Below are 18,493 nucleotides of genomic sequence, written 5' to 3'. Positions count from 1 at the left end.
CCGCCACCCGGCAAAAAACCGCTACTCCGCTTCCTCTTCCATCGGCCTCAAACCGACTTTCCTTACCGCGTTATCTTCTTTCTCTGCTACCGTCCAGATCATCCCGGCAAACTCTACCTGATCGCCCACGACCGGGGCAGCGCCAAGCCGCTGCTGGATGATTTCGCCCAGCGTTTGCTGGCTATCTCCGTCTTCAGCACCTTCATCCAGGCCGTAAATCAGCGCCACATCGGCAAACCTGGCGCTGGCTTCCAGAATAAAATCGCCGAAGAAACGCTGGTCCAGCGCCACTGGCGGCGACTGGCTGAACAGCTTGCCCAGCGCGGGCAGGTCACGCTCGCGGCCAATCACGCAGAGAATATCCCCTTCGCGCAGGCGTGTGCTGCCGGTAGGGTGCAACAGGACATTGTCGCGGAACAGGGCGGCAATGCGCGTTTCGGCCGGCATGTGCAAATCGCGCAGCGAAGCGCCCACGCACCATTTGTCGGCGCTCAGCTGATAGACGAACTGCTCCCACGGGTTTTCCGGATGAATGTCGAGCCCCACCCGCGACACCGGCCAGCCCACGGGAGGGACCACGACTTTGGCTTTTTTCGCCGCCCACCCGAGGGACGTTCCCTGGAACAGCAGCGAAATCAGCACCACGAAGAAAGCCACGTTAAAGAACAGCCGGGCGTTATCCAGACCGGCCATCATCGGAAAGACCGCAAGAATAATCGGAACCGCGCCGCGCAGACCCACCCAGCTGATAAAGACGCGCTCGCGCAGGTTGAAGCCGCGAAACGGCAGCAGGCCAGCAAATACCGACAGCGGACGGGCGAAGAAGATCATCCACGCAGACAGCAGCAGCGCCGGAACGGCGATGGGCAGCAGGTCCGATGGGGTAACCAGAAGACCGAGCACCAGGAACATGCCGATCTGCGCCAGCCATGCCAGGCCGTCGAAGTTCTGCAAAATGGCATGGCGGTTGCGAATAGGGCGGTTGCCCATCAGGAACCCGCAGAGGTAGACGGCGAGAATGCCGCTGCCGTCCAGCGCCGTGGTAACGGCAAAAATGAGAATGCCGCCGCTCAAGGCCAGCAGCGGGTAAAGCCCCGAGGGCAGCGAGATGCGGTTGATCATCTGCTGTAAGAGGTATCCCCCCGCCAGGCCAATAACAATCCCCAGCCCGAACTGCTGCAGGATATGCCACGCAAACATCCAGCTGAGCCCCGTCTCGTGCTGCTGGATCATCTCAATCAGCGTGATGGTGAGAAACACCGCCATCGGGTCGTTGCTGCCGGATTCAATCTCAAGCGTGGAGCCAACGCGTTCGTTAAGCCCTTTACCGCCGAGCAGGGAAAACACCGCTGCCGCATCGGTTGAGCCCACGATAGCGCCTATCAGCAACCCTTCCATGATATTCAGATGGAAAAGCCACGCGGCCATCATTCCGGTGAGGCCGGAGGTAATCAACACGCCAACCGTCGCGAGCGACAGCGCAGGCCCTAAGGCCACGCGGAAGGAGCTCGCCTGAGTGCGCATCCCGCCGTCCAGCAGGATCACCGCCAGCGCCAGGTTACTCACCATGTAGGCGAAAGGGTAGTTATCGAAAGGGATACCGCCAATGCCATCAATGCCGGCCAGCATGCCGATGGCGAGGAAAATAACAAGAATAGGTATGCCGAGACGCGATGAAAATGAACTTAATAAAATACTGCTGGTTACAAGGACCGAACCCAGAATGAAAAGGCTGATTATCGCTGCGGCATCCAATGTTCTCTTACTCCCACCTCAATGTTAACGCTGTTACTAAAACCCTAACATATTAACGACGGCAACAGCGTTTTATTAAGGGGGTATAACGGCTTTTTTATGCCTTTATGACAGGATGGCCGCTGATGGTCAGCCGGGAGCCGGAATCATTATGGAGCAGGGAGGCGTGCGCCCCCAGCGCCAGGGTCACGGTGCGCTGCTCATGACCGAAGTCCAGACCGGCGATCACCGGAATATCCAGCCGCGAGCGAATGAACTCAACCATGGTTTCCAGGGAGTAACCCGCGTCATAGTCATTCGGCTCAGAGCCGCTGAAGCTGCCCAGCACAATCGCGGACTGGCGCTCAAGAATACCGGCATGATAGAGCTGCAACAGCATCCGTTCGACGCGGAACGGATGTTCGTTGATATCTTCCAGCACCAGAATGCCGTTTTCAATGTTCGGCATCCACGGGGTGCCGATGAGCGAAACCAGCATCGCCAGGTTGCCGCCCCAGAGCTGACCTTCGCATTCCCAGTGCGGTCCATTCCCCTGCCACTCCACGCTGTAGGTGGGATTACGCAGCGCGCGCCAGAAGTGTTCAACCGTAAACGCATTCAGCTCCGGGGCGCCGAAGTTACCGGCCAGCATCGGTCCGCTAAACGTGATGACGTTATGCAGCGCCAGCAGCCCAAGCTGGATAACGGTGAAGTCGCTATGGCCGCATATCAGCAGCGGATCCTGCTGCTGACGCTCCGCCAGGCCATGCCAGTCAATGCTCTCCAGCAGCCGGCTTGCGCCATATCCGCCGCGCACCGCCAGCACAATCTGGTTTTCACCCTTCAGGTTCGCCAGGCTGTTGATATCATTCAGCCGCTGCGCTTCGGTACCGGCAAAACGCTGCTGGCGGCGGGGGATAATCGTCTGATTTTCTACCTTGTGGCCCGACTCCAGCAAACGCTGAACGCCCCGCTGCGCCGCGTCCTGGTTAATGCAGTAGCCCGACGGCGCGATAAGATGAAACTGAGACATGGCAATTCCTTGCTGAATGAGAAACTAATTGTCTATATCATGCCGCTTATACGCCGCCTGCTTCAAGAGCGGCGCACCGCGATGACCGGCTATAAGGATAGATGACGTGAAATTGAGATGGTTTGCTTTTTTGATTGTGTTGCTCGCTGGCTGTAGTTCAAAACATGATTATCAAAACCCGCCCTGGAACCCGGAAGTGCCGGTGAAGCGGGCGATGCAGTGGATGCCGATCAGTGAACAAGCCGGGAAAGCCTGGGGCGTCAGTCCGCGCCTCATCACGGCGATCATTGCGGTGGAGTCCGGCGGTAACCCCACGCTTGTCAGCAAGTCCAACGCGGTGGGGCTGATGCAGCTTAAAGCGTCAACGGCGGGGAGAGAGGTATACCGCTACATGGGCTGGAGCGGCCAGCCGTCGACCAGCGAGCTGAAGAACCCGGAACGCAACATTTCAATGGGCACGGCCTATCTGAGCATCATGGAGCATGGCGTGCTGAAGGGGATTCAGGATCCGGAGGTCATGCAGTACGCGCTGGTGGTGTCTTACGTTAACGGCGCCGGCGCGTTGCTGAGAACCTTCTCCTCTGACCGCAAAGAGGCGATAGAAGAGATTAACGGCATGGACAAAGACGAATTCTTTGAGCATGTGGTGAAAAATCACCCGGCACCACAGGCGCCTCGTTATATCTGGAAAGTGCAGAAAGCGATGGATGCCATGTAATGCCGCAGACGGGCGGCGGTCACGCTGCCCGATGTTTTTTTACAGAACTTTATTTGCGCGTTCGCGCGCCTCCCGCTCCAGGGAGTAGATAATGCGCTGCAGTTCGCGCTCAGCGCCAGGTCCGACGTTGAGGAAACGGAAGCTCAGACGCGGCGTGGTGATCGTTTCATTTTTGCTGTCCACGACGGTGCGTTCGCTGATGGCAATCAGCTGTGCATCGAAATAAAACCGCCCCCAGCCCCCCATATCCAGCTCGATTTGCGTGAACCGCATACCCTCTACCAGTCCGTCAGGCTTCGGCGTATCCATCAGCGCGCCCATACCGCCCAGCGACAGATCGAAGAGACGGAAGCGAATCTCTTTTTTGTCCGGCATTTTGGCCTTGCAGAAGTAGGCAGGGTGAAGCGGGGCGCTGATGCGGAAATATTCACGACGCTGGACAAACCAAAGATTAGTGGGAAGCGGGGTCACAAAGGCCGGCAGCCCCTGGTATTCGCTCAGTTCCAGTCGCGACAGGACAAACTCCACTTTGGCGCCCTGCGTTTCGGCCATCACGGCGATATTCTCCGCCTTCAGCGCCGCGCGGTTTTCATACTCCTGGCTGCCTAAATCAATCACCAGCCGCTCCTGTGAGGCGTCAAGGATCTTACTGATGAACTGATTATTCGACCAGCTGATGCGCAGCGGCACTTCACCTTTTTGCAGGTCGCGTAATACCCCTAATACAGCCAGCGGATTTTGCTTGAGGAACTGCTCACTGTAATGACTCACGCCGGATGGCTCCTTGATAGATGACAGACTGTCTTAGCGTTATCGGCAATCTGCAATGAAACTTAATACAAACCGGTGAGTTTTTTTTGCCTGTTTAGGCAAAGATAAGTCGGTGACAAGAAAATGATTTTCCGGCGATGACCTATACTTAAGTTAGCTGTGCAGAAGGTTTTCTGCACATGCGTTAAACCTGCAAGAGGGCATCGCTATGGGTATCATCGCCTGGATTATCTTTGGTCTTATTGCTGGCGCTATCGCGAAATTGATCATGCCGGGAAACGATGGCGGCGGCTTTATTTTGACCTGTGTACTCGGGGTCGTTGGTGCGGTTGTGGGCGGCTGGCTGGCGACGATGTTTGGCTTCGGAGGCAACATAAGTGGTTTTGACCTGCACAGTTTTCTGGTCGCTGTCGTGGGCGCCATTGTGGTGCTGGGCATATTCAGGTTACTGCGACGAGCATAAGATAACGTAAACGGCTCTCTGCGGAGGGCCGTTTTTTTACCTGAGTATTGATTTGTTAATGTAAATGATAATAATTGTCGTTCCGTATTGCATCTGACAACAAGACGACATTATGACTCCCTCACGTTTTATGCTTTGCGCCCTGGCAGGCGCCATCACGCTCGCACTGCACGCTCCGGCATTCGCCGAAGAATCCACTATCGTCGTCACGGGCGCAGAGCAGGGCAGCGCGCTGCCGGCCTGGACGAACAGCGCCACGAAATCGGCCGTAGCTGAAAGTAAAACGCCGCAGGTCATCACGACCCTCTCTGCGCCGGAAATTGACAAGCGCCATGCGAATTCCGTGAATGAAATCCTCCGCTATGCGCCGGGCGTTTCAACCGAAGTGCGGGGAAATACCTCCTACATGAGCGAATATAAAATTCGTGGCTTTACCGTCGACCAGGAGTTCTACAACGGGCTGCAGTTACCCTATAACGTCACCGGCAATACCAAAGCGCGCATCGATCCGCTGTTGATTGACAGCGTTGATATCCTGAAAGGCCCCTCATCGGTTCTCTACGGCGGCGGCTCGCCGGGCGGGCTGGTGAATATCCAGAGTAAAAAGCCGCAGCGGGAAGCGCGAACCGAATTCGGTTTTAACACCGGCAACCGCAACCTGAAAGAGGGCTATCTCGACTCAACCGGGCAGATTGCCAACAGCGACTGGAACTACCGCCTGCTGGGGAAAGCGACGGAAAATGACGATCAGCCGCACACCACCCGGTATGAAAACTACCTGGTTGCCCCGTCCGTCACCTGGCAACCCGACAGCAAAACCCGCCTCACCCTGGATGCGCTGGCGCAGAACTCCCCTAGCCTGACGCCGTCTAACCCGCTTCCGATCGCCTACCTGCGCTCGACATACGCGGGCAAGCGCGATTACGCCGGTGATGAGTGGAGCGGGTTTAAGCAGCGTCAGTGGATGCTGGGCTACAGCTTTGAGCATGAGTTTGACAGCGGCTGGGGCTTTAACCAGAAGGCGCGCTATTTCGACGTCGACACGCATCAGCGCAGCGTCTATGCAACGGGCACGGGAAGCGAGATCTATCAGCTCAACCGTTTTGCCTACACCACCGATGAAGATCTGCAGAGCTTCAACATCGATAACCAGGTCACCAAAACCGTGGCGCTGGGTGACTGGCAACACCATCTGCTGGCCGGGTTTGACTATCAGAAGCTGAACTCCCATTTCCACTACCGTTACGCGTCGACCACGCCGGGCATGGATATGCGTCATCCTGACTATTCGCAAATCAGCGAAAGCGCATTAGGGCTGTATACCGCTCAGAAAAACCGTCTGAGCTATCAGCAGAACGGCTATTACCTGCAGGATCAGGTGGAGTTTGGTGGGTTAAATCTGCTGGCCAGCCTGCGTTACGATGATTATCGCTCCGTCACCACCAATTATCTGCAAAACGGTGATAAGGCCTGGGTATCGCAGGATCGCGTCACCAAACGTCTGGGCGCGCTTTACGCCTTTGATAACGGGATTTCGCCGTTTATCAGCTATTCCGAAGGTTTTGCGCCGGTGTCGCCGCAGGGCACGCTCGTGGCGAAAGACGTCAAACCGACCACCAGCAAGCAGGTGGAGGGCGGCGTGAAATATCTGCTGGCCGACTACGCCACTACCTTTACCGCCTCGGTGTTCAACATCCGTCAGAAAAATGTCGTCACCTCCGATCCGGGCTTCCTGAACTATCGTCAGACCGGGGAAGTGGAATCCAAAGGGGCGGAACTGTCTGCCATCAGCCGCCCGACGGACAACCTGACGCTGATTGCCAACTACGCCTACACCCACGCGATCAATACGGAAGATGACAAGTACAAAGGTAAACGTCCAACGCAGGTGCCGGAGAATGCCTTCAACCTTTGGGGGATTACACCTTTGAAAACACGCCGCTGAAAGGGCTGATGCTGGGCGCGGGCGCACGCTACACCGGACCAATGGAAATCTCACCGGCTAACGATGCGGGTAAGCTGGGGGGCAGCACGCAGTACGATTTGTCGGCATCCTATCGAATGGGTGAAATCCTGCCTTCGCTGGCCGGGCTAACGCTTAAAGCCAGCGCGCAGAACATCACCAACAAAGAGACGCTGACCTGCTACGACGCGACCAACTGCTGGATTGGGCGGGACAGAACGTATCAGCTTGGGGCAAGTTACAGTTTCTGAGCAAGGCCCTGTGAGGGCAAAAAGCAGGCCGGGTAAGGCGTAGCCGCCACCCGGCAATACTCCCTTACTGCGCCGAGGCTTTCACCGGCGCCACCTCGTCATTCGCCGCAGGCCGATTCTCCGGCACGCTGTCGCACGGTTTCTCTTTCGGGCAGACCCGGTCCAGCATCTTCAGGGTCACGCCGTTGCTCCAGCCGAAGCCGTCCTGCAGCGGATATTCGCCGCCGCCGCCGCCCGTACCGGTGGTCGACACGTCATACTTCTCGACCAGTTTCTTTTCCCGGTCATAGGTATGCTGAACGTTTTTCAGGAAGCGCCAGGTCACGTCCATCGAGACCTTCTCTTGCCCGTAATTCTGCAACCCTTCCGCCGCCACCCATTGCAGCGGAGCCCAGCCGTTTGGCGCATCCCACTGCTGGCCGCTGTTGACGGTGGTGGTCGCTATCCCGCCCGGCTTCAACAGACGAGAGGACGTTGCCGCGGCGACTTTTTCGGCACGATCCTGCGCCGCCGCCTTGACGTAAAGCGGGAACAGGGCCGCCGCCGTGAGCTGATTGCGTACCTTCTTGCTCTTCAGGTCGTAATCGGCGTACCAGCCCTCTTTATCATTCCACAGGTGGCTCTCGATGGCTTTCTGACGCGCGGTGGCCAGCGTCTCATACTTGCTTGCGCTGGCGGCATCGCCGCTCTCCTGGCTTGCCCGTGCCAGCAGTTTTTCCATCTTGAACATCAGGGCGTTCAGGTCCACGGGCACAATGCTGGTGGTCCGGATGGTGCCAAGTTTTTGCGGATCGTCCATCCAGCGGGAGCTAAAGTCCCATCCCGAGGCCGCGGCGGACCGTAAATCACGGTAGATCTCGGTTGCCGGTCGGTTTGGGTTACTTTTCGCGGTGTTCACATCGTCAAGCCAGGACTCCGGGCGCGGGGTGTCGCGGTCGTCCCAGTAGCGGTTGAGGACAGCGCCGTCATCCAGTTTCACCACGCGTTTGTTGGCCTGGCCCGGCTGCAGGGCATCGACGCCGTCCATCCAGTAGGCATACTCTTTCTCCATCTGCGGACGATATTTCTTCAGCGCGTCGCTGTCATGGGTCGCCAGCAGTTCAACCATCAGTGAGAAAAACGGCGGCTGGGAACGGCTCAGGTAATAGCTGCGGTTGCCGTTGGGAATGTGGCCGAAGGTGTCGATCTCATACGCAAAGTTATCCACCATGTCGCTGATTTTGTCCCAATGATCGCTCTCTGCCAGTCCCAGCATGGTGAAATAGCTGTCCCAGTAGTAGACCTCGCGGAAACGACCGCCGGGCACAACGTAGGGCTTCGGTAACGGCAGAAGGGAATCCCATTTGTTGCTGGCTTTATCGGTAGTGCGCGTCAGTACGGGCCAGAGATCGTCAATGTGCTCACGTAAACTTTGTCCAGCAGGCGGAACGTATTTTTCCCCTTCCGCAGGGAGCGTAAAGTTCATCTCGACAAAGTGGCGTAAGTCAAAGCTGGACTGCGTGTGCTGCATGCGGTAGTCCGCCAGAATCATCAGCGGGTCGCTTTTGGGGACGGCATCCGCAAAGGTTTTCTGATCGGGAAACAGTTTGGCGCTCTGCACGTCGTTAAACAGAGGGCCAAGTAAAATATCGGGTGAGGTTGTCTGGGTTGCGGGGTTATCGTCGGCATAGCCCAGTGTCGTTACGCCGAGCAGCGCGCCGCCTAACGCAAGGGGCAAAAACGCGGGGCGTAGTGTACGAGGTCTTATCATCAGTTCGTCTCCTGTCTTCACTAAACAGCGTGACCGCTGTTGTCAATCACCTGAAAACCTTAGACGAATATTGCCCGCTTCGCGTTAAATATTGCCGCGCTTTCAGACCTCTTCCGCGGTCTGGCTGGCTTCCCGCAGCGTACCCGGCGCATGGCCAATGATGCGCTTAAACGCCCGGCTAAATGCCGCCAGAGAGCCATATCCCAGCCGCAGCGCGACCGTTTCAATGGGCTGGTTTTCATGACGAATATACTGAATGGCCAGCCGCATTCTCAGCTCGCTGAGATATTTTGCCGGGGTGGTTCCCGTCGCCGCGAGAAACCGTTCCGCGAAAACGGATCGGGAAGTCCCGGCTTCTTTTGCCAGATCCGCCACGCTCCAGTTCAGGCCTGGCTGCTGGTGCATGGCGTAAATGGCCCGGCTCAGGCGCGGGTCGCGCAGCACCTGCACCCAGCCGGTGGCTTTGCCACAGCCGCCTTCAACCCAGCCCCGCACAATTAACGCCGCCACCACGTCGGCCAGCCGCGCAAGGATCCCGGCATACCCGGCCTGACGCGCCGCGGATTCCCGCTCCATCGCCGCCAGCAGCGGATGAATTTCCGGCCAGGTGGACATCAGCCGGCTAACCATCATCACTTCCGGCATCGCCTTGATCAGCGGCTGCATCCCGCCCAGCTCAAAATCCATGCACCCGCTAAAAATGAGGGTGTTCTCGCTCTCCGGGCAGGGCTCGCAGGTAATGGCGCAGACCGAGCTGCAGATAGGCTCGCTCGGGAAGGCGTTGACCGGGGTAAGGGTGGCCTGCTCGTCAGAGAGCAAAGCGTGGGAATTCCCGCCGGGAATAAAGAGGGCGTCGCCACCGCTCAGTTCAAACGTTGCGCCGCTCTCCATGCGCAGCAGGGCGCTACCGTGGCTCACAAAATGGAACTGTGCCCGGCCGGGAGCCTGATGAAACGCGACGCCAAAGGGCGCGCTGGCTTCAATCCGCCGGTATTTCACGCCTGACAGGCGCATGCCCCGTAAAAGTTCGCTGATCAAATCGGGTGACTGTACGGTCATGGCGCAACTCCGGACGAATAATCAATAAGTGGAGATTATATGTCATAGATCGTCCAGGGTGAACCTTCTATTCTTTTGCGACAGTAGTCACATTTTTATAACGGGAGATCAACAGATGAGTTCATGTGTCGCGGCGAGCGAGGCGGTAGCGCCTGCAAAACCCGCCTGGCGGGCCGTCTATTCACTGGGGCTGGGGGTATTTGGTTTGATTACGGCAGAATTTCTGCCCGCCAGCTTGTTAACACCCATGGCCGCGAGCCTGGGCGTGACCGAGGGGATGGCCGGACAGGCTGTCACCGCCACCGCGCTGGTGGCGCTGGTCACCGGGTTGTTGATCACCCCGGCAACCAAGAGTATCGACCGCCGCTGGGTACTGATGTTTTTCTCGGTGCTGCAAATTATCTCCAGCCTGCTGGTGGCCTTTGCGCCCAACCTGCACGTCCTGCTCATGGGGCGTCTGCTGCTGGGGATAGCCATCGGGGGATTCTGGGCCATGTCGACGGCGACAACGATGCGTCTGGTTCCGGCGGATAAAGTGCCGAAAGCGCTGGCGGTAATCTTCTCCAGCGTATCAATTGCCACGGTGGTCGCGGCCCCGCTGGGCAGCTATCTGGGCAGCCTGATCGGCTGGCGCAACGTCTTTGTACTCTGCATTCTGCCGAGCATGCTGGCGCTGCTGTGGCAGCTCTGGGTGCTGCCGTCCATGAAGCCGGAGAGCAGCGGTAGCCTGAGTACGCTGTTCCGCGTGCTGCGTCGTCCAGGGATGATCGGCGGCATGCTGGCGACCATTCTGATCTTCAGCGGCCATTTCGCCTTCTTTACCTACCTGCGTCCGTTCCTGGAGACGGTAGGGCAGGCGAGCGTGGAAACCATTTCACTGATCCTGCTGGGCTTTGGTATCGCCAACTTTGTGGGCACCTCCGTGGCCGGACATCTGCTGGCACGTAATCTGCGCCTGACGCTGGCGCTGGTACCGTTTGCGATGGGCGTTCTCGCGCTCATGATGGTCGCCTTTGGTCATCTGGCGATGCTGGACGGGCTGCTGGTCGCGCTGTGGGGCTTTGCATTTGGTCTGGTTCCGGTGGGCTGGTCAACCTGGCTTGCGACCACCGTTCCGGATGAAGCCGAAAGTGCAGGGGGGCTGCTGGTGGCCTCAATCCAGCTGGCGATAAGCGCCGGTGCGGCAGGAGGTGGGGCGGTATTTGATCTTAACGGTGCCAGCGGCGTGTTCGCGGGCAGCGGTTTGCTGCTGGTGACGGCGATGGTGATTGTGTTTATGGGTGTGAAAGTGAAAGCGGAGTGATTTTTTAGCCGGGTGAGCGTTCGTGCCACCCGGCCTCAGGTTTACAGCCCTTTCTTATCCATCAATACCGCCAGATCCACCAGGCGGTTAGAGAAGCCCCATTCGTTGTCATACCACGCCAGGATCTTCACCATATTCCCGCCAATCACCAGCGTGGAAAGCCCGTCGATAATCGAGGAGCGCGGGTCACCCTGGTAATCGCTGGAGACCAGCGGTTCATCGCTATAGCCCAGAATGCCTTTCAGAGGCCCGCTGGCGGCCGCGTTGCGGAACGCGTCATTCACCTCTTCGGCGGTCACGTTGCGGCTCAGCGTCACGGTTAAATCGACAATCGACACCACCGGCACCGGCACGCGCAGGGAGTACCCGGTCAGCTTGCCGTCCAGGGAGGGGATCACTTTCCCCAGCGCTTTCGCCGCGCCGCTGGAGTAGGGCACAATCGACAGCGCCGCCGCGCGTGCACCGCGCAGATCTTTTTCTGGCTGATCGTGCAGCGCCTGGCTGTTGGTGTAGGCGTGCGTGGTGTTCATCAGGCCATGCTCAATTCCGAACTGCTGGTGCAGCACCTGAGCGGCCGGTGCCAGACCGTTCGTGGTGCAACTCCCGTTGCTTACCACCGCGTGCCGGGCGGGATCGTACTGATCATGGTTGACGCCCATCACAATCGTCAGGTCGTCGTTTTTCGCGGGAGCGGAAATGATGACGCGCTTAGCGCCGCCGTGGGTGATATGCACCGCCGCTTTCTCCCGCTCGGTGAAGAAGCCGGTGGCCTCAATCACCACGTCTACCCCGGCATCACGCCACGGGATATTCGCCGGGTCGCGTTCGCTAAATACCACGATCCGCTGGCCGTCTACCTGCAACGCACCGTCACCCGCTTCAACGGGCGCGGGCAGTTTGCCCAGAAGGGAATCATGCTTCAGCAGATGGGCGAGGGTTTTACTGTCCGTCAGATCGTTAATGGCCACAATCTGCAGATCCGGGTTGCCCAGCGCCGCGCGCAGGACATTACGTCCGATACGGCCGAAACCGTTAATACCGACCTTAACCATGGTGCACTCCTTATCTCTGTTGTCTGGAGTCACTGTAGGCGTCGGGCCGCTTGGCGTAAACGACAAAAAAGGATCAGATTACGCCATCTTGCGGCAGTGAAAGCGCTGGCGGTATTCGCCGGGCGTGAGGTGAAGCTGTTTCTCAAAGATGCGGCGCAAGTTAATGCTGGTGCCAAACCCGCTTTGCTCCGCAACGCGCTCAAGGGGATCGCGGGTTTGCTCAAGCAGCTGGCGGGCGGCGGCCAGTCGCGCTTCGGTCACGTAGCGGGCAGGCGAGACCCCGGCCTCGCGGGTAAACACGCGGGTGAAGTTACGCGGGCTCATCGCCGCTTTCTCGGCCAGGTTCTCCACGCACAGATCGGCGGTGAGGTTCTGCAGGATCCAGCTTTGCACTTCGCCTATCGGCCCTGCGGTGCCCGGCTGCTGCAGGCTGTAGCGGCTGAACTGCAGCTGTCCGCCGGGACGTCGCAGGTACATCACCATATCCTGCGCCACGTCGCGGGCGAGGGTAAATCCGTAGTCGTCCTCCACCAGCGCCAGGGTCAGGTCGAACCCGGAACTCACGCCGCCGGAGGTCCAGATGGGGCCATCCTGAATGTACAGCGGGCCGCCTTCGACCTGGATTGACGGGTACTGGGCTTGCAGGGTCTCCAGCAGCCGCCAGTGGGTGGTGGCGCGCCGACCGTCCAGCAAGCCGGTCTGGGCCAGCAGCATCGCGCCGCCGCAGATAGAGGCTACCCGCCGGGCGTGCGGCGCAGCGAGGTGCAGCCAGTCCACAACGGCTATGCTCTCCTGCTCGTTCATGCCGCGTCCGGTGATGATAATGGTGTCCAGCGGTTCGCGCGGATCCAGCTCCGGCAGACGATAGTCCGCCAGCAGGTTCAGACCGGACTGGCCGTGGATCACCTGGTGAGGCTGCGTGGTGGCGATGATAATCCGGTAGCGGGGATGCGCCAGCCCTTCCGGATGCAGCCGGTTGGCCTGCATCAGAATGTCGGCGATACCGGCGGCTTCAAACAGCATGCCGCCGTCGGGAACGATAATCAGGATCTTCTTCATGTCCTGAAAAGTACCTTTAATACAGAATAAGTCAAGCGTGCCCGCACTTCACGTTTCTGGCAAAGCAAAGCGATTTAAGTTGTTTGTGATTTCAGGCGTAATCCCCGATCGTCAGGGCACTGTCTCTGGCGAAACGGCGTCTGAAGGAATGGGTAAACGAAGCTCCCTCTATTTACATCCGCAACAACGCAATCAAATTCACCGCCTCGCGTCGGGTTTCTTATGGCGAAGCGAACTGCCCACCTGGCTGTTAATGTTCACGATTTATGCGGGCTGGTTTGCCACGCTGGCGTTCTGGCAAACGCTCGGCCTGCTGCCCGCCACGCTGCTGCTGATCGGGTTTACCGCCTGGTATATGTCCCTGCAGCATGAGCTTATCCACGGGCATCCCACCCGTTTTGCCTGGCTTAACCAGCTGTTCGGCACGCTCCCGCTGGCGGTCTGGTATCCGTATGGCCTCTACCGGGATTCCCATCTGGCCCACCATCGGTACGATAGCCTGACCCATCCGGTGGATGACCCGGAGTCGTACTATTTTACCGAGGCGAGCTGGGCGCGCTTTTCCCCCTGGCAGAAGCGCCTGATCCGGGCCCGAAATACCTTTGCCGGGCGGCTTCTGCTGGCGCCGCTGCTGGATATCGTCCAGACGCTGGGCAGCGCCGGGGCGGCGTTTCGTCATTTTCACCTGCGGGCGATGACGATGTGGCTGGTTCACATCGCGCTGCTGGTGGCGCTTTTCGCCTGGATGACGCACGTCGGTTTTTCCCCCGTCTGGTTCGTGCTGGCGGTCAGCTATCCGGCGCTGGCGCTGACCAAGGTGCGATCGTTTCTCGAACATCGCGCGGCGGACGATCCGCTGGCGCGCTCCGTCATTAACGAGGCCGGGCTGTTCTGGCGGGTACTGTTTTTGAATCTCAACTACCATTCAGTACACCATGATTTACCGGGGGTGCCGTGGTACGGGCTGAAGGCGATCTACCAGCAAAACCGGGAGGCGTACCGGGAGCGAAACCGCGGTTTTCTCGTCAGGGGCTACGGTGAATGGCTGCGCCAGTTCTGGGCCAGGCCCGTCGACGTCACCGTGCACCCCGGAAAACAACAGGAGGAGGGATATGAGTAACCTGCTGGCGTTTCCCATGTATGCGGTGGATCGCGCCGACACCCGCGCGCTCTGGCTGGCGGTAAAGGGGCTGCTGGCCGCTCGCGGTGTGCCCGTCGAAGATGTCCCCGACTGGCCGGAGTCCGATCTGCTGACCCACTGGCGACAGCCTGGGCTTGTCCTCAGCCAGACCTGCGGTTATCCGCTCGTCACGCAGCTTTCGGACGTGCAGGTTGTCGGCTGTTTTCACTACGCGGCCCCGGGCTGCGAAGGGATCCACTACCGCAGCTTTCTGATGGTGCGCGAGGAGGATCGGCACCTCACGCTGGCGGATTTTCGCGGCCGACGAGCGGTCTGTAACTCTGCGGACTCGCAGTCCGGCTACAATGCGCTGCGAAAAAAAGTGGCGCCTCTGGTGGCTCAGGAGCCGTTTTTCGCGCAAACGTCCTTTAGCGGCAGCCATCGCCAGTCGCTGATTGATGTTAAACGCGGGGCAGGGGATATCGCGGCCATCGACTGTGTCACCTGGGCACTGCTGCAGCGTCACGAACCGGAAAGCCTGACGGGTCTGGCGGTCTTTGACCATACCCCTCTGACGCCAGGGCTGCCGCTCATTACCTCGCCCCGCACCTCGCCTGAGACCCTGAACGCCCTTCGCGATGCGCTCCACGCGCTGGTGAGTTCGCCGGAGCACCGGGCCGTTTGCGACGCGGTGCTGATCCGCGGTTTTAGCGTGGTGACGCGTCAGGCCTACGCCTCATTGCTGGCGTGATAGATCTCCTGCGCGTCGGTAAAACAGCGCAGCGCCAGCGAGGAGACGGGTTTCTGCCGGCGCATAATCAGGCCGACAGGGGCCTCGATATCCGCGTCGGCGATGGGGACAATCCTGAAATGGCTGTTCAACTCTTCCAGCCCGTTGTTCAGCGGCATCACGGCACAGCACACGCCGCTTTGCACCGCCTGAATGATCTGGAACGTGGAGTCGCTCTCGAAAACGGACCTCGGTTCAATGCCAGCAGACTTAAAGCTGGCCTCCATATGCGCCCGGTAATGCATCCCTTTGGTCAGGAACCCCAGCGGAAAATCCGTCAGATCGCGCCAGGTCAATGTCTCCTGGCCGAGCTGGAAATGGCGGACGTCGTGCAGCAGGCCCATCTTCGTTTTGGGAAGCTGGATAATATCGAACAGGCTGGTGTCGATGCTGTTGAGATAGCAAATCCCCAGCTCAAGCTGATTGCGGCTGACGCCGTCGGCAATCTGCGCGGAGGACATGGAATAGAGGCTGTAGGTCAGCTCCGGGTATTTTTCCGTCAGCAGACGGATAAAGATCATCGGATCCACGCTCGCCAGCGGCACCATCCCCAGACGAAGTTCGCCCACCACCTGACCTTTGCACAGCGCGGCTTCCGCCTGTAGCCCGTCATGTGCAGCCAGCAGCGCGCGGGCCCACGCGAGGATGCGTTCACCCTCCGGCGTAAACCCTTCAAAGCGCTGCCCGCGCACAATCAGTACCAGCCCGAGCTCCTCTTCCAGGCTGCGGATGCGCATGGAAAGGGTCGGCTGAGTGATGTTGCACTGCGAGGCCGCCTTGCCAAAATGGCGGGTCTCGTCGAGCGCGATTAAATACTTTAACTGTTTGATATCCATCTTTTTCTCTGCGCGATCGGCTTACAGCATGCGGATCTCTTTTGAGCGCAGGGTGATGCGAACCGGAACGGATTTATACGACGGCGTACCGCTGTCCTTATCCAGATAATCAAGCGGGACCAGCACGTTGGCCTCCGGATAATAGGCCCCGACGGTCCCCGGCGCGATGCTGTACGCCACCACGGTAATGTCTTCCAGACGCTGTCCGTTGCCGGGCAGGGCGGTTTCGATATCCACGCGGTCGCCGTGCTCCAGCCCTGACTGCGCCATATCCTCTTCGTTCATAAACAGCACGTCGCGGCGGCCAAACACGCCGCGGTAGCGGTCATCCAGCGCGTAAATGGTGGTGTTGTACTGGTCGTGGCTGCGCAGCGTGATCAGGCGCAGGAAGTGCTCACCTTCACCGCTGGCGTTCTCGTGTACGCCGTCGAAGACCGAGAACATCGCTTTTCCCGTCGCCGTTGGCCAGAGACGTTGCGTTGGCGGCAGCGGCATACGGAAGCCGCCGGGAACGCGGATCCGCGCGTTATAGTTCTCAAACCCCGGAATGGTCTGCTCGATCAGATCGCGGATGCGGTCGTAATCCTCAACCAGCGTCATCCAGTCCACGCGGGTATCCGGCAGGGTGGCTTTCGCCATGCCCGCGACGATAGCGGGTTCTGACCGAAGCAACGGGGAGGCGGGTTTGAGCTTGCCGGATGAGGCATGCACCATCGACATCGAGTCTTCAACGGTAATGGACTGGCGGCCGGTGGCCTGAACATCCAGCTCGGTACGGCCAAGACATGGGAAAATAAAGGTCTCTTTGCCCACCAGCAGATGGGTACGGTTGAGCTTGGTGCCGACGTGGACGCTCAAATCCAGGGATCCCATCGCCGGAAAGCCGCGTTCATGATCGGGCATCGCCACCGCAAAATTACCGCCGAGGCAGATGAGCGCCTTCGCGCGGCCGTCGATCATCGCCTGGGTGGCCTGCACCGCGTCATGGCCGTGGTGAGACGGTGGCTCAAAGCCGAAAACCTCCTTCAGACGGTTCAGGAAGGCCGGCGTGGGTTTCTCGCTAATCCCGACGGTACGGTTCCCTTGCACGTTTGAGTGGCCGCGCAGCGGGCATATTCCCGCGCCGGGCTTGCCGATATTCCCGCGCATCAGCAGCAGGTCCGCAATCAGGCGGACGTTGGCCGTCCCTTTATTATGCTGGGTAATGCCCATCCCGTAGGTAATGATGGTGGCATTCGATTTCGCATACGCCTCTGCCACCTTTTTGAGCGCCGCCTGGCTGAGACCTGACTCGCGCTCAATGTCGTCCCAGCGGGTTTGCGCGATATCGGCGGCAAAGTCCTCAAAGCCCTGAGTATGTTCGGCAATAAACGCGCGATCGAGCACGTCCCCGCGTTCGGCCTCCATTTCCAGCAGGTGTTTGGCAATCCCTTTCAGCGCGGCGGCATCGCCTCCGGCCTTCACCTGGAAATAGGTCGAAGCGATATCCGTGGAGCCGTAGGTCGCCATTTCAATCACGCTTTGCGGGTCCGCAAAACGTTCCAGTGCGCGCTCGCGCAGCGGGTTAAAGACGATAATCGGCACGTTGCGACGGGCCAGCTCATGGAGGGTCCCCATCATTCGCGGATGGTTCGTACCGGGGTTATGGCCGATGGAGATCACCAGCTCCGTCTTGTCGAAGTCGTCCAGCGAGACGGTCCCTTTCCCGATGCCAATCGAACGGGGCAAACCGACGCTGGTGGCCTCGTGACACATATTTGAGCAGTCGGGGAAGTTGTTGGTGCCGTATTCGCGGGCGAACAGCTGGAACAGATACGCCGCTTCGTTAGAGGCGCGTCCGGAGGTATAGAACTCGACCTGGTCCGGCTCGAGCCCGCGCAGTACTTCGCCGATGCGTTGAAACGCCGCGTCCCAGTCGACGGGGCGGAAGGTGTCACTCGCCCGATCATAGCGCAGGGGGTGCGTGAGTCGACCGTAGCCTTCCAGCTCAAAGTCCGATTTTGCCAGCAGCGAGGAGACGCTGTTTGCGGTCAGAAACGCGGGGGTGACGCGTTTGCTGGTCGCTTCCCAGGTCACCGCTTTGGCGCCGTTCTCGCAGAACTGGAACGTCGATTTGTGTTCTTTATCAGGCCACGCGCAGCCCGGGCAGTCAAAGCCGTCAGGCTGGTTGGTGCGCAGCAGCGTCGCGGGGGCGTCAAAGGTATCCATTTGGGTGCGTACCGCAATCGCCGTCGCTTTCAATGCGCCCCAGCCGCCGGCAGGGCCGTCATAATGTCTGATGCCCGGCACCGAGCGTCTTTTCTTGTTCATACCCACTCCTGATTTGTTCGATCACACAACGCCTGAGCTCAAAAAATCACTGACGAGAGCAATAGGTGAAAGCAATGACGGCCGGATGGTAACGCACATACGGAACGGGAAAATGCCTTAACGCAAACTCTTTTTATTACAGTAATTTATCTGGTCTGGTGTTTAAATATTTAAAGAAATTATAACGAATATTTATCATTTTAATAATAAATCTTATCTATCGTCCGGTAGGTGAGATAGATGGCGGTGAGCAGGAAAGTATGTAGCGGCAGTAAAACTTC

The 18,493-nt window shown here is 58.9% G+C and carries 14 protein-coding genes and 1 pseudogene; 6 read left to right on the top strand and 9 right to left on the bottom strand.

The window, feature by feature from the left end:
• Positions 1–21 precede the first annotated feature (21 nt).
• Together BFV67_RS12980 and ldcA are read right to left on the bottom strand one after the other, a co-directional pair.
• Complete coding sequence (locus tag BFV67_RS12980; RefSeq protein ID WP_032675016.1) at positions 22–1,755, bottom strand: potassium/proton antiporter; 1,734 nt, start codon at positions 1,753–1,755, stop codon at positions 22–24.
• Positions 1,756–1,852: 97 nt separating this feature from the next.
• Positions 1,853–2,767, bottom strand: coding sequence for a muramoyltetrapeptide carboxypeptidase (gene ldcA / locus BFV67_RS12975; RefSeq protein WP_069598476.1), 915 nt, complete (start codon positions 2,765–2,767; stop codon positions 1,853–1,855).
• Positions 2,768–2,873: 106 nt separating this feature from the next.
• On the opposite strand from ldcA, the gene emtA reads away from it, so the two are divergent.
• On the top strand, positions 2,874–3,485 hold the full coding sequence (gene emtA, locus BFV67_RS12970; protein ID WP_008502664.1) for a membrane-bound lytic murein transglycosylase EmtA: 612 nt from the start codon (positions 2,874–2,876) through the stop codon (positions 3,483–3,485).
• A gap of 39 nt (positions 3,486–3,524) precedes the next feature.
• On the opposite strand, the gene ycgR is transcribed toward emtA, so the two are convergent.
• Positions 3,525–4,256, bottom strand: coding sequence for a flagellar brake protein YcgR (gene ycgR / locus BFV67_RS12965; protein WP_008502663.1), 732 nt, complete (start codon positions 4,254–4,256; stop codon positions 3,525–3,527).
• 208 nt (positions 4,257–4,464) lie between these two features.
• Here ycgR and BFV67_RS12960 point away from each other — a divergent pair, with 208 nt between their 5' ends.
• Together BFV67_RS12960 and BFV67_RS12955 are read left to right on the top strand one after the other, a co-directional pair.
• On the top strand, positions 4,465–4,719 hold the full coding sequence (locus tag BFV67_RS12960) for a GlsB/YeaQ/YmgE family stress response membrane protein (RefSeq protein ID WP_008502662.1): 255 nt from the start codon (positions 4,465–4,467) through the stop codon (positions 4,717–4,719).
• Positions 4,720–4,831: 112 nt separating this feature from the next.
• Positions 4,832–6,933: pseudogene (locus tag BFV67_RS12955) on the top strand (TonB-dependent siderophore receptor).
• A 64-nt stretch (positions 6,934–6,997) separates the two neighbouring features.
• Here BFV67_RS12955 and BFV67_RS12950 read toward each other — a convergent pair.
• Positions 6,998–8,683, bottom strand: a complete 1,686-nt coding sequence (locus BFV67_RS12950; RefSeq protein WP_021240398.1) for an alpha,alpha-trehalase — start codon at positions 8,681–8,683, stop codon at positions 6,998–7,000.
• A gap of 102 nt (positions 8,684–8,785) precedes the next feature.
• Complete coding sequence (locus BFV67_RS12945) at positions 8,786–9,742, bottom strand: AraC family transcriptional regulator (protein ID WP_008502659.1); 957 nt, start codon at positions 9,740–9,742, stop codon at positions 8,786–8,788.
• A 115-nt stretch (positions 9,743–9,857) separates the two neighbouring features.
• On the opposite strand from BFV67_RS12945, the gene BFV67_RS12940 reads away from it, so the two are divergent.
• A complete protein-coding gene (locus tag BFV67_RS12940; protein ID WP_023325486.1) occupies positions 9,858–11,045 on the top strand; it encodes an MFS transporter in 1,188 nt (395 codons plus the stop codon).
• A gap of 41 nt (positions 11,046–11,086) precedes the next feature.
• Here the strand turns inward: BFV67_RS12940 and gap are convergent, their stop codons facing one another.
• A complete protein-coding gene (gap, locus tag BFV67_RS12935) occupies positions 11,087–12,097 on the bottom strand; it encodes a type I glyceraldehyde-3-phosphate dehydrogenase (RefSeq protein ID WP_069598475.1) in 1,011 nt (336 codons plus the stop codon).
• Between the two features lie 78 nt (positions 12,098–12,175).
• Positions 12,176–13,156 carry a GlxA family transcriptional regulator gene (locus BFV67_RS12930; protein ID WP_039024216.1) on the bottom strand — a complete coding sequence of 327 codons (981 nt, stop codon included), beginning with the start codon at positions 13,154–13,156 and terminating at the stop codon, positions 12,176–12,178.
• Between the two features lie 148 nt (positions 13,157–13,304).
• On the opposite strand from BFV67_RS12930, the gene BFV67_RS12925 reads away from it, so the two are divergent.
• Together BFV67_RS12925 and BFV67_RS12920 are read left to right on the top strand one after the other, a co-directional pair.
• Positions 13,305–14,276 (top strand): fatty acid desaturase, encoded by a 972-nt coding sequence (locus tag BFV67_RS12925; RefSeq protein ID WP_069598474.1) that lies wholly within the window; start codon positions 13,305–13,307, stop codon positions 14,274–14,276.
• Complete coding sequence (locus BFV67_RS12920) at positions 14,269–15,027, top strand: phosphate/phosphite/phosphonate ABC transporter substrate-binding protein (RefSeq protein ID WP_069598473.1); 759 nt, start codon at positions 14,269–14,271, stop codon at positions 15,025–15,027. Before BFV67_RS12925 ends, BFV67_RS12920 begins: the two co-directional genes overlap by 8 nt.
• Here BFV67_RS12920 and BFV67_RS12915 read toward each other — a convergent pair.
• On the bottom strand, positions 15,006–15,902 hold the full coding sequence (locus BFV67_RS12915) for a LysR family transcriptional regulator (protein ID WP_023294033.1): 897 nt from the start codon (positions 15,900–15,902) through the stop codon (positions 15,006–15,008). The two genes, BFV67_RS12920 and BFV67_RS12915, sit on opposite strands and share 22 nt — an antisense overlap.
• Positions 15,903–15,923: 21 nt before the next feature.
• Positions 15,924–18,212 carry an FdhF/YdeP family oxidoreductase gene (locus BFV67_RS12910; RefSeq protein WP_069598472.1) on the bottom strand — a complete coding sequence of 763 codons (2,289 nt, stop codon included), beginning with the start codon at positions 18,210–18,212 and terminating at the stop codon, positions 15,924–15,926.
• Positions 18,213–18,493: the final 281 nt, after the last annotated feature.

This window comes from Enterobacter roggenkampii, from assembly GCF_001729805.1.
Classification (GTDB): Bacteria; Pseudomonadota; Gammaproteobacteria; order Enterobacterales; family Enterobacteriaceae; genus Enterobacter; species Enterobacter roggenkampii.
This window is presented reverse-complemented; position numbering and strand designations above follow the sequence as displayed.

Bases quoted from the DNA above. Each gene is read 5' to 3' on its own strand.
- BFV67_RS12945 (WP_008502659.1), bottom strand. From the start codon at position 9,742: ATGACCGTACAGTCACCCGATTTGATCAGCGAACTTTTACGGGGCATG.
- BFV67_RS12960 (WP_008502662.1), top strand. From the start codon at position 4,465: ATGGGTATCATCGCCTGGATTATCTTTGGTCTTATTGCTGGCGCTATC.
- BFV67_RS12950 (WP_021240398.1), bottom strand. From the start codon at position 8,683: ATGATAAGACCTCGTACACTACGCCCCGCGTTTTTGCCCCTTGCGTTA.
- ldcA (WP_069598476.1), bottom strand. From the start codon at position 2,767: ATGTCTCAGTTTCATCTTATCGCGCCGTCGGGCTACTGCATTAACCAG.
- BFV67_RS12920 (WP_069598473.1), top strand. From the start codon at position 14,269: ATGAGTAACCTGCTGGCGTTTCCCATGTATGCGGTGGATCGCGCCGAC.
- BFV67_RS12910 (WP_069598472.1), bottom strand. From the start codon at position 18,212: ATGAACAAGAAAAGACGCTCGGTGCCGGGCATCAGACATTATGACGGC.
- BFV67_RS12930 (WP_039024216.1), bottom strand. From the start codon at position 13,156: ATGAAGAAGATCCTGATTATCGTTCCCGACGGCGGCATGCTGTTTGAA.
- BFV67_RS12925 (WP_069598474.1), top strand. From the start codon at position 13,305: ATGGGTAAACGAAGCTCCCTCTATTTACATCCGCAACAACGCAATCAA.
- BFV67_RS12940 (WP_023325486.1), top strand. From the start codon at position 9,858: ATGAGTTCATGTGTCGCGGCGAGCGAGGCGGTAGCGCCTGCAAAACCC.
- BFV67_RS12915 (WP_023294033.1), bottom strand. From the start codon at position 15,902: ATGGATATCAAACAGTTAAAGTATTTAATCGCGCTCGACGAGACCCGC.
- gap (WP_069598475.1), bottom strand. From the start codon at position 12,097: ATGGTTAAGGTCGGTATTAACGGTTTCGGCCGTATCGGACGTAATGTC.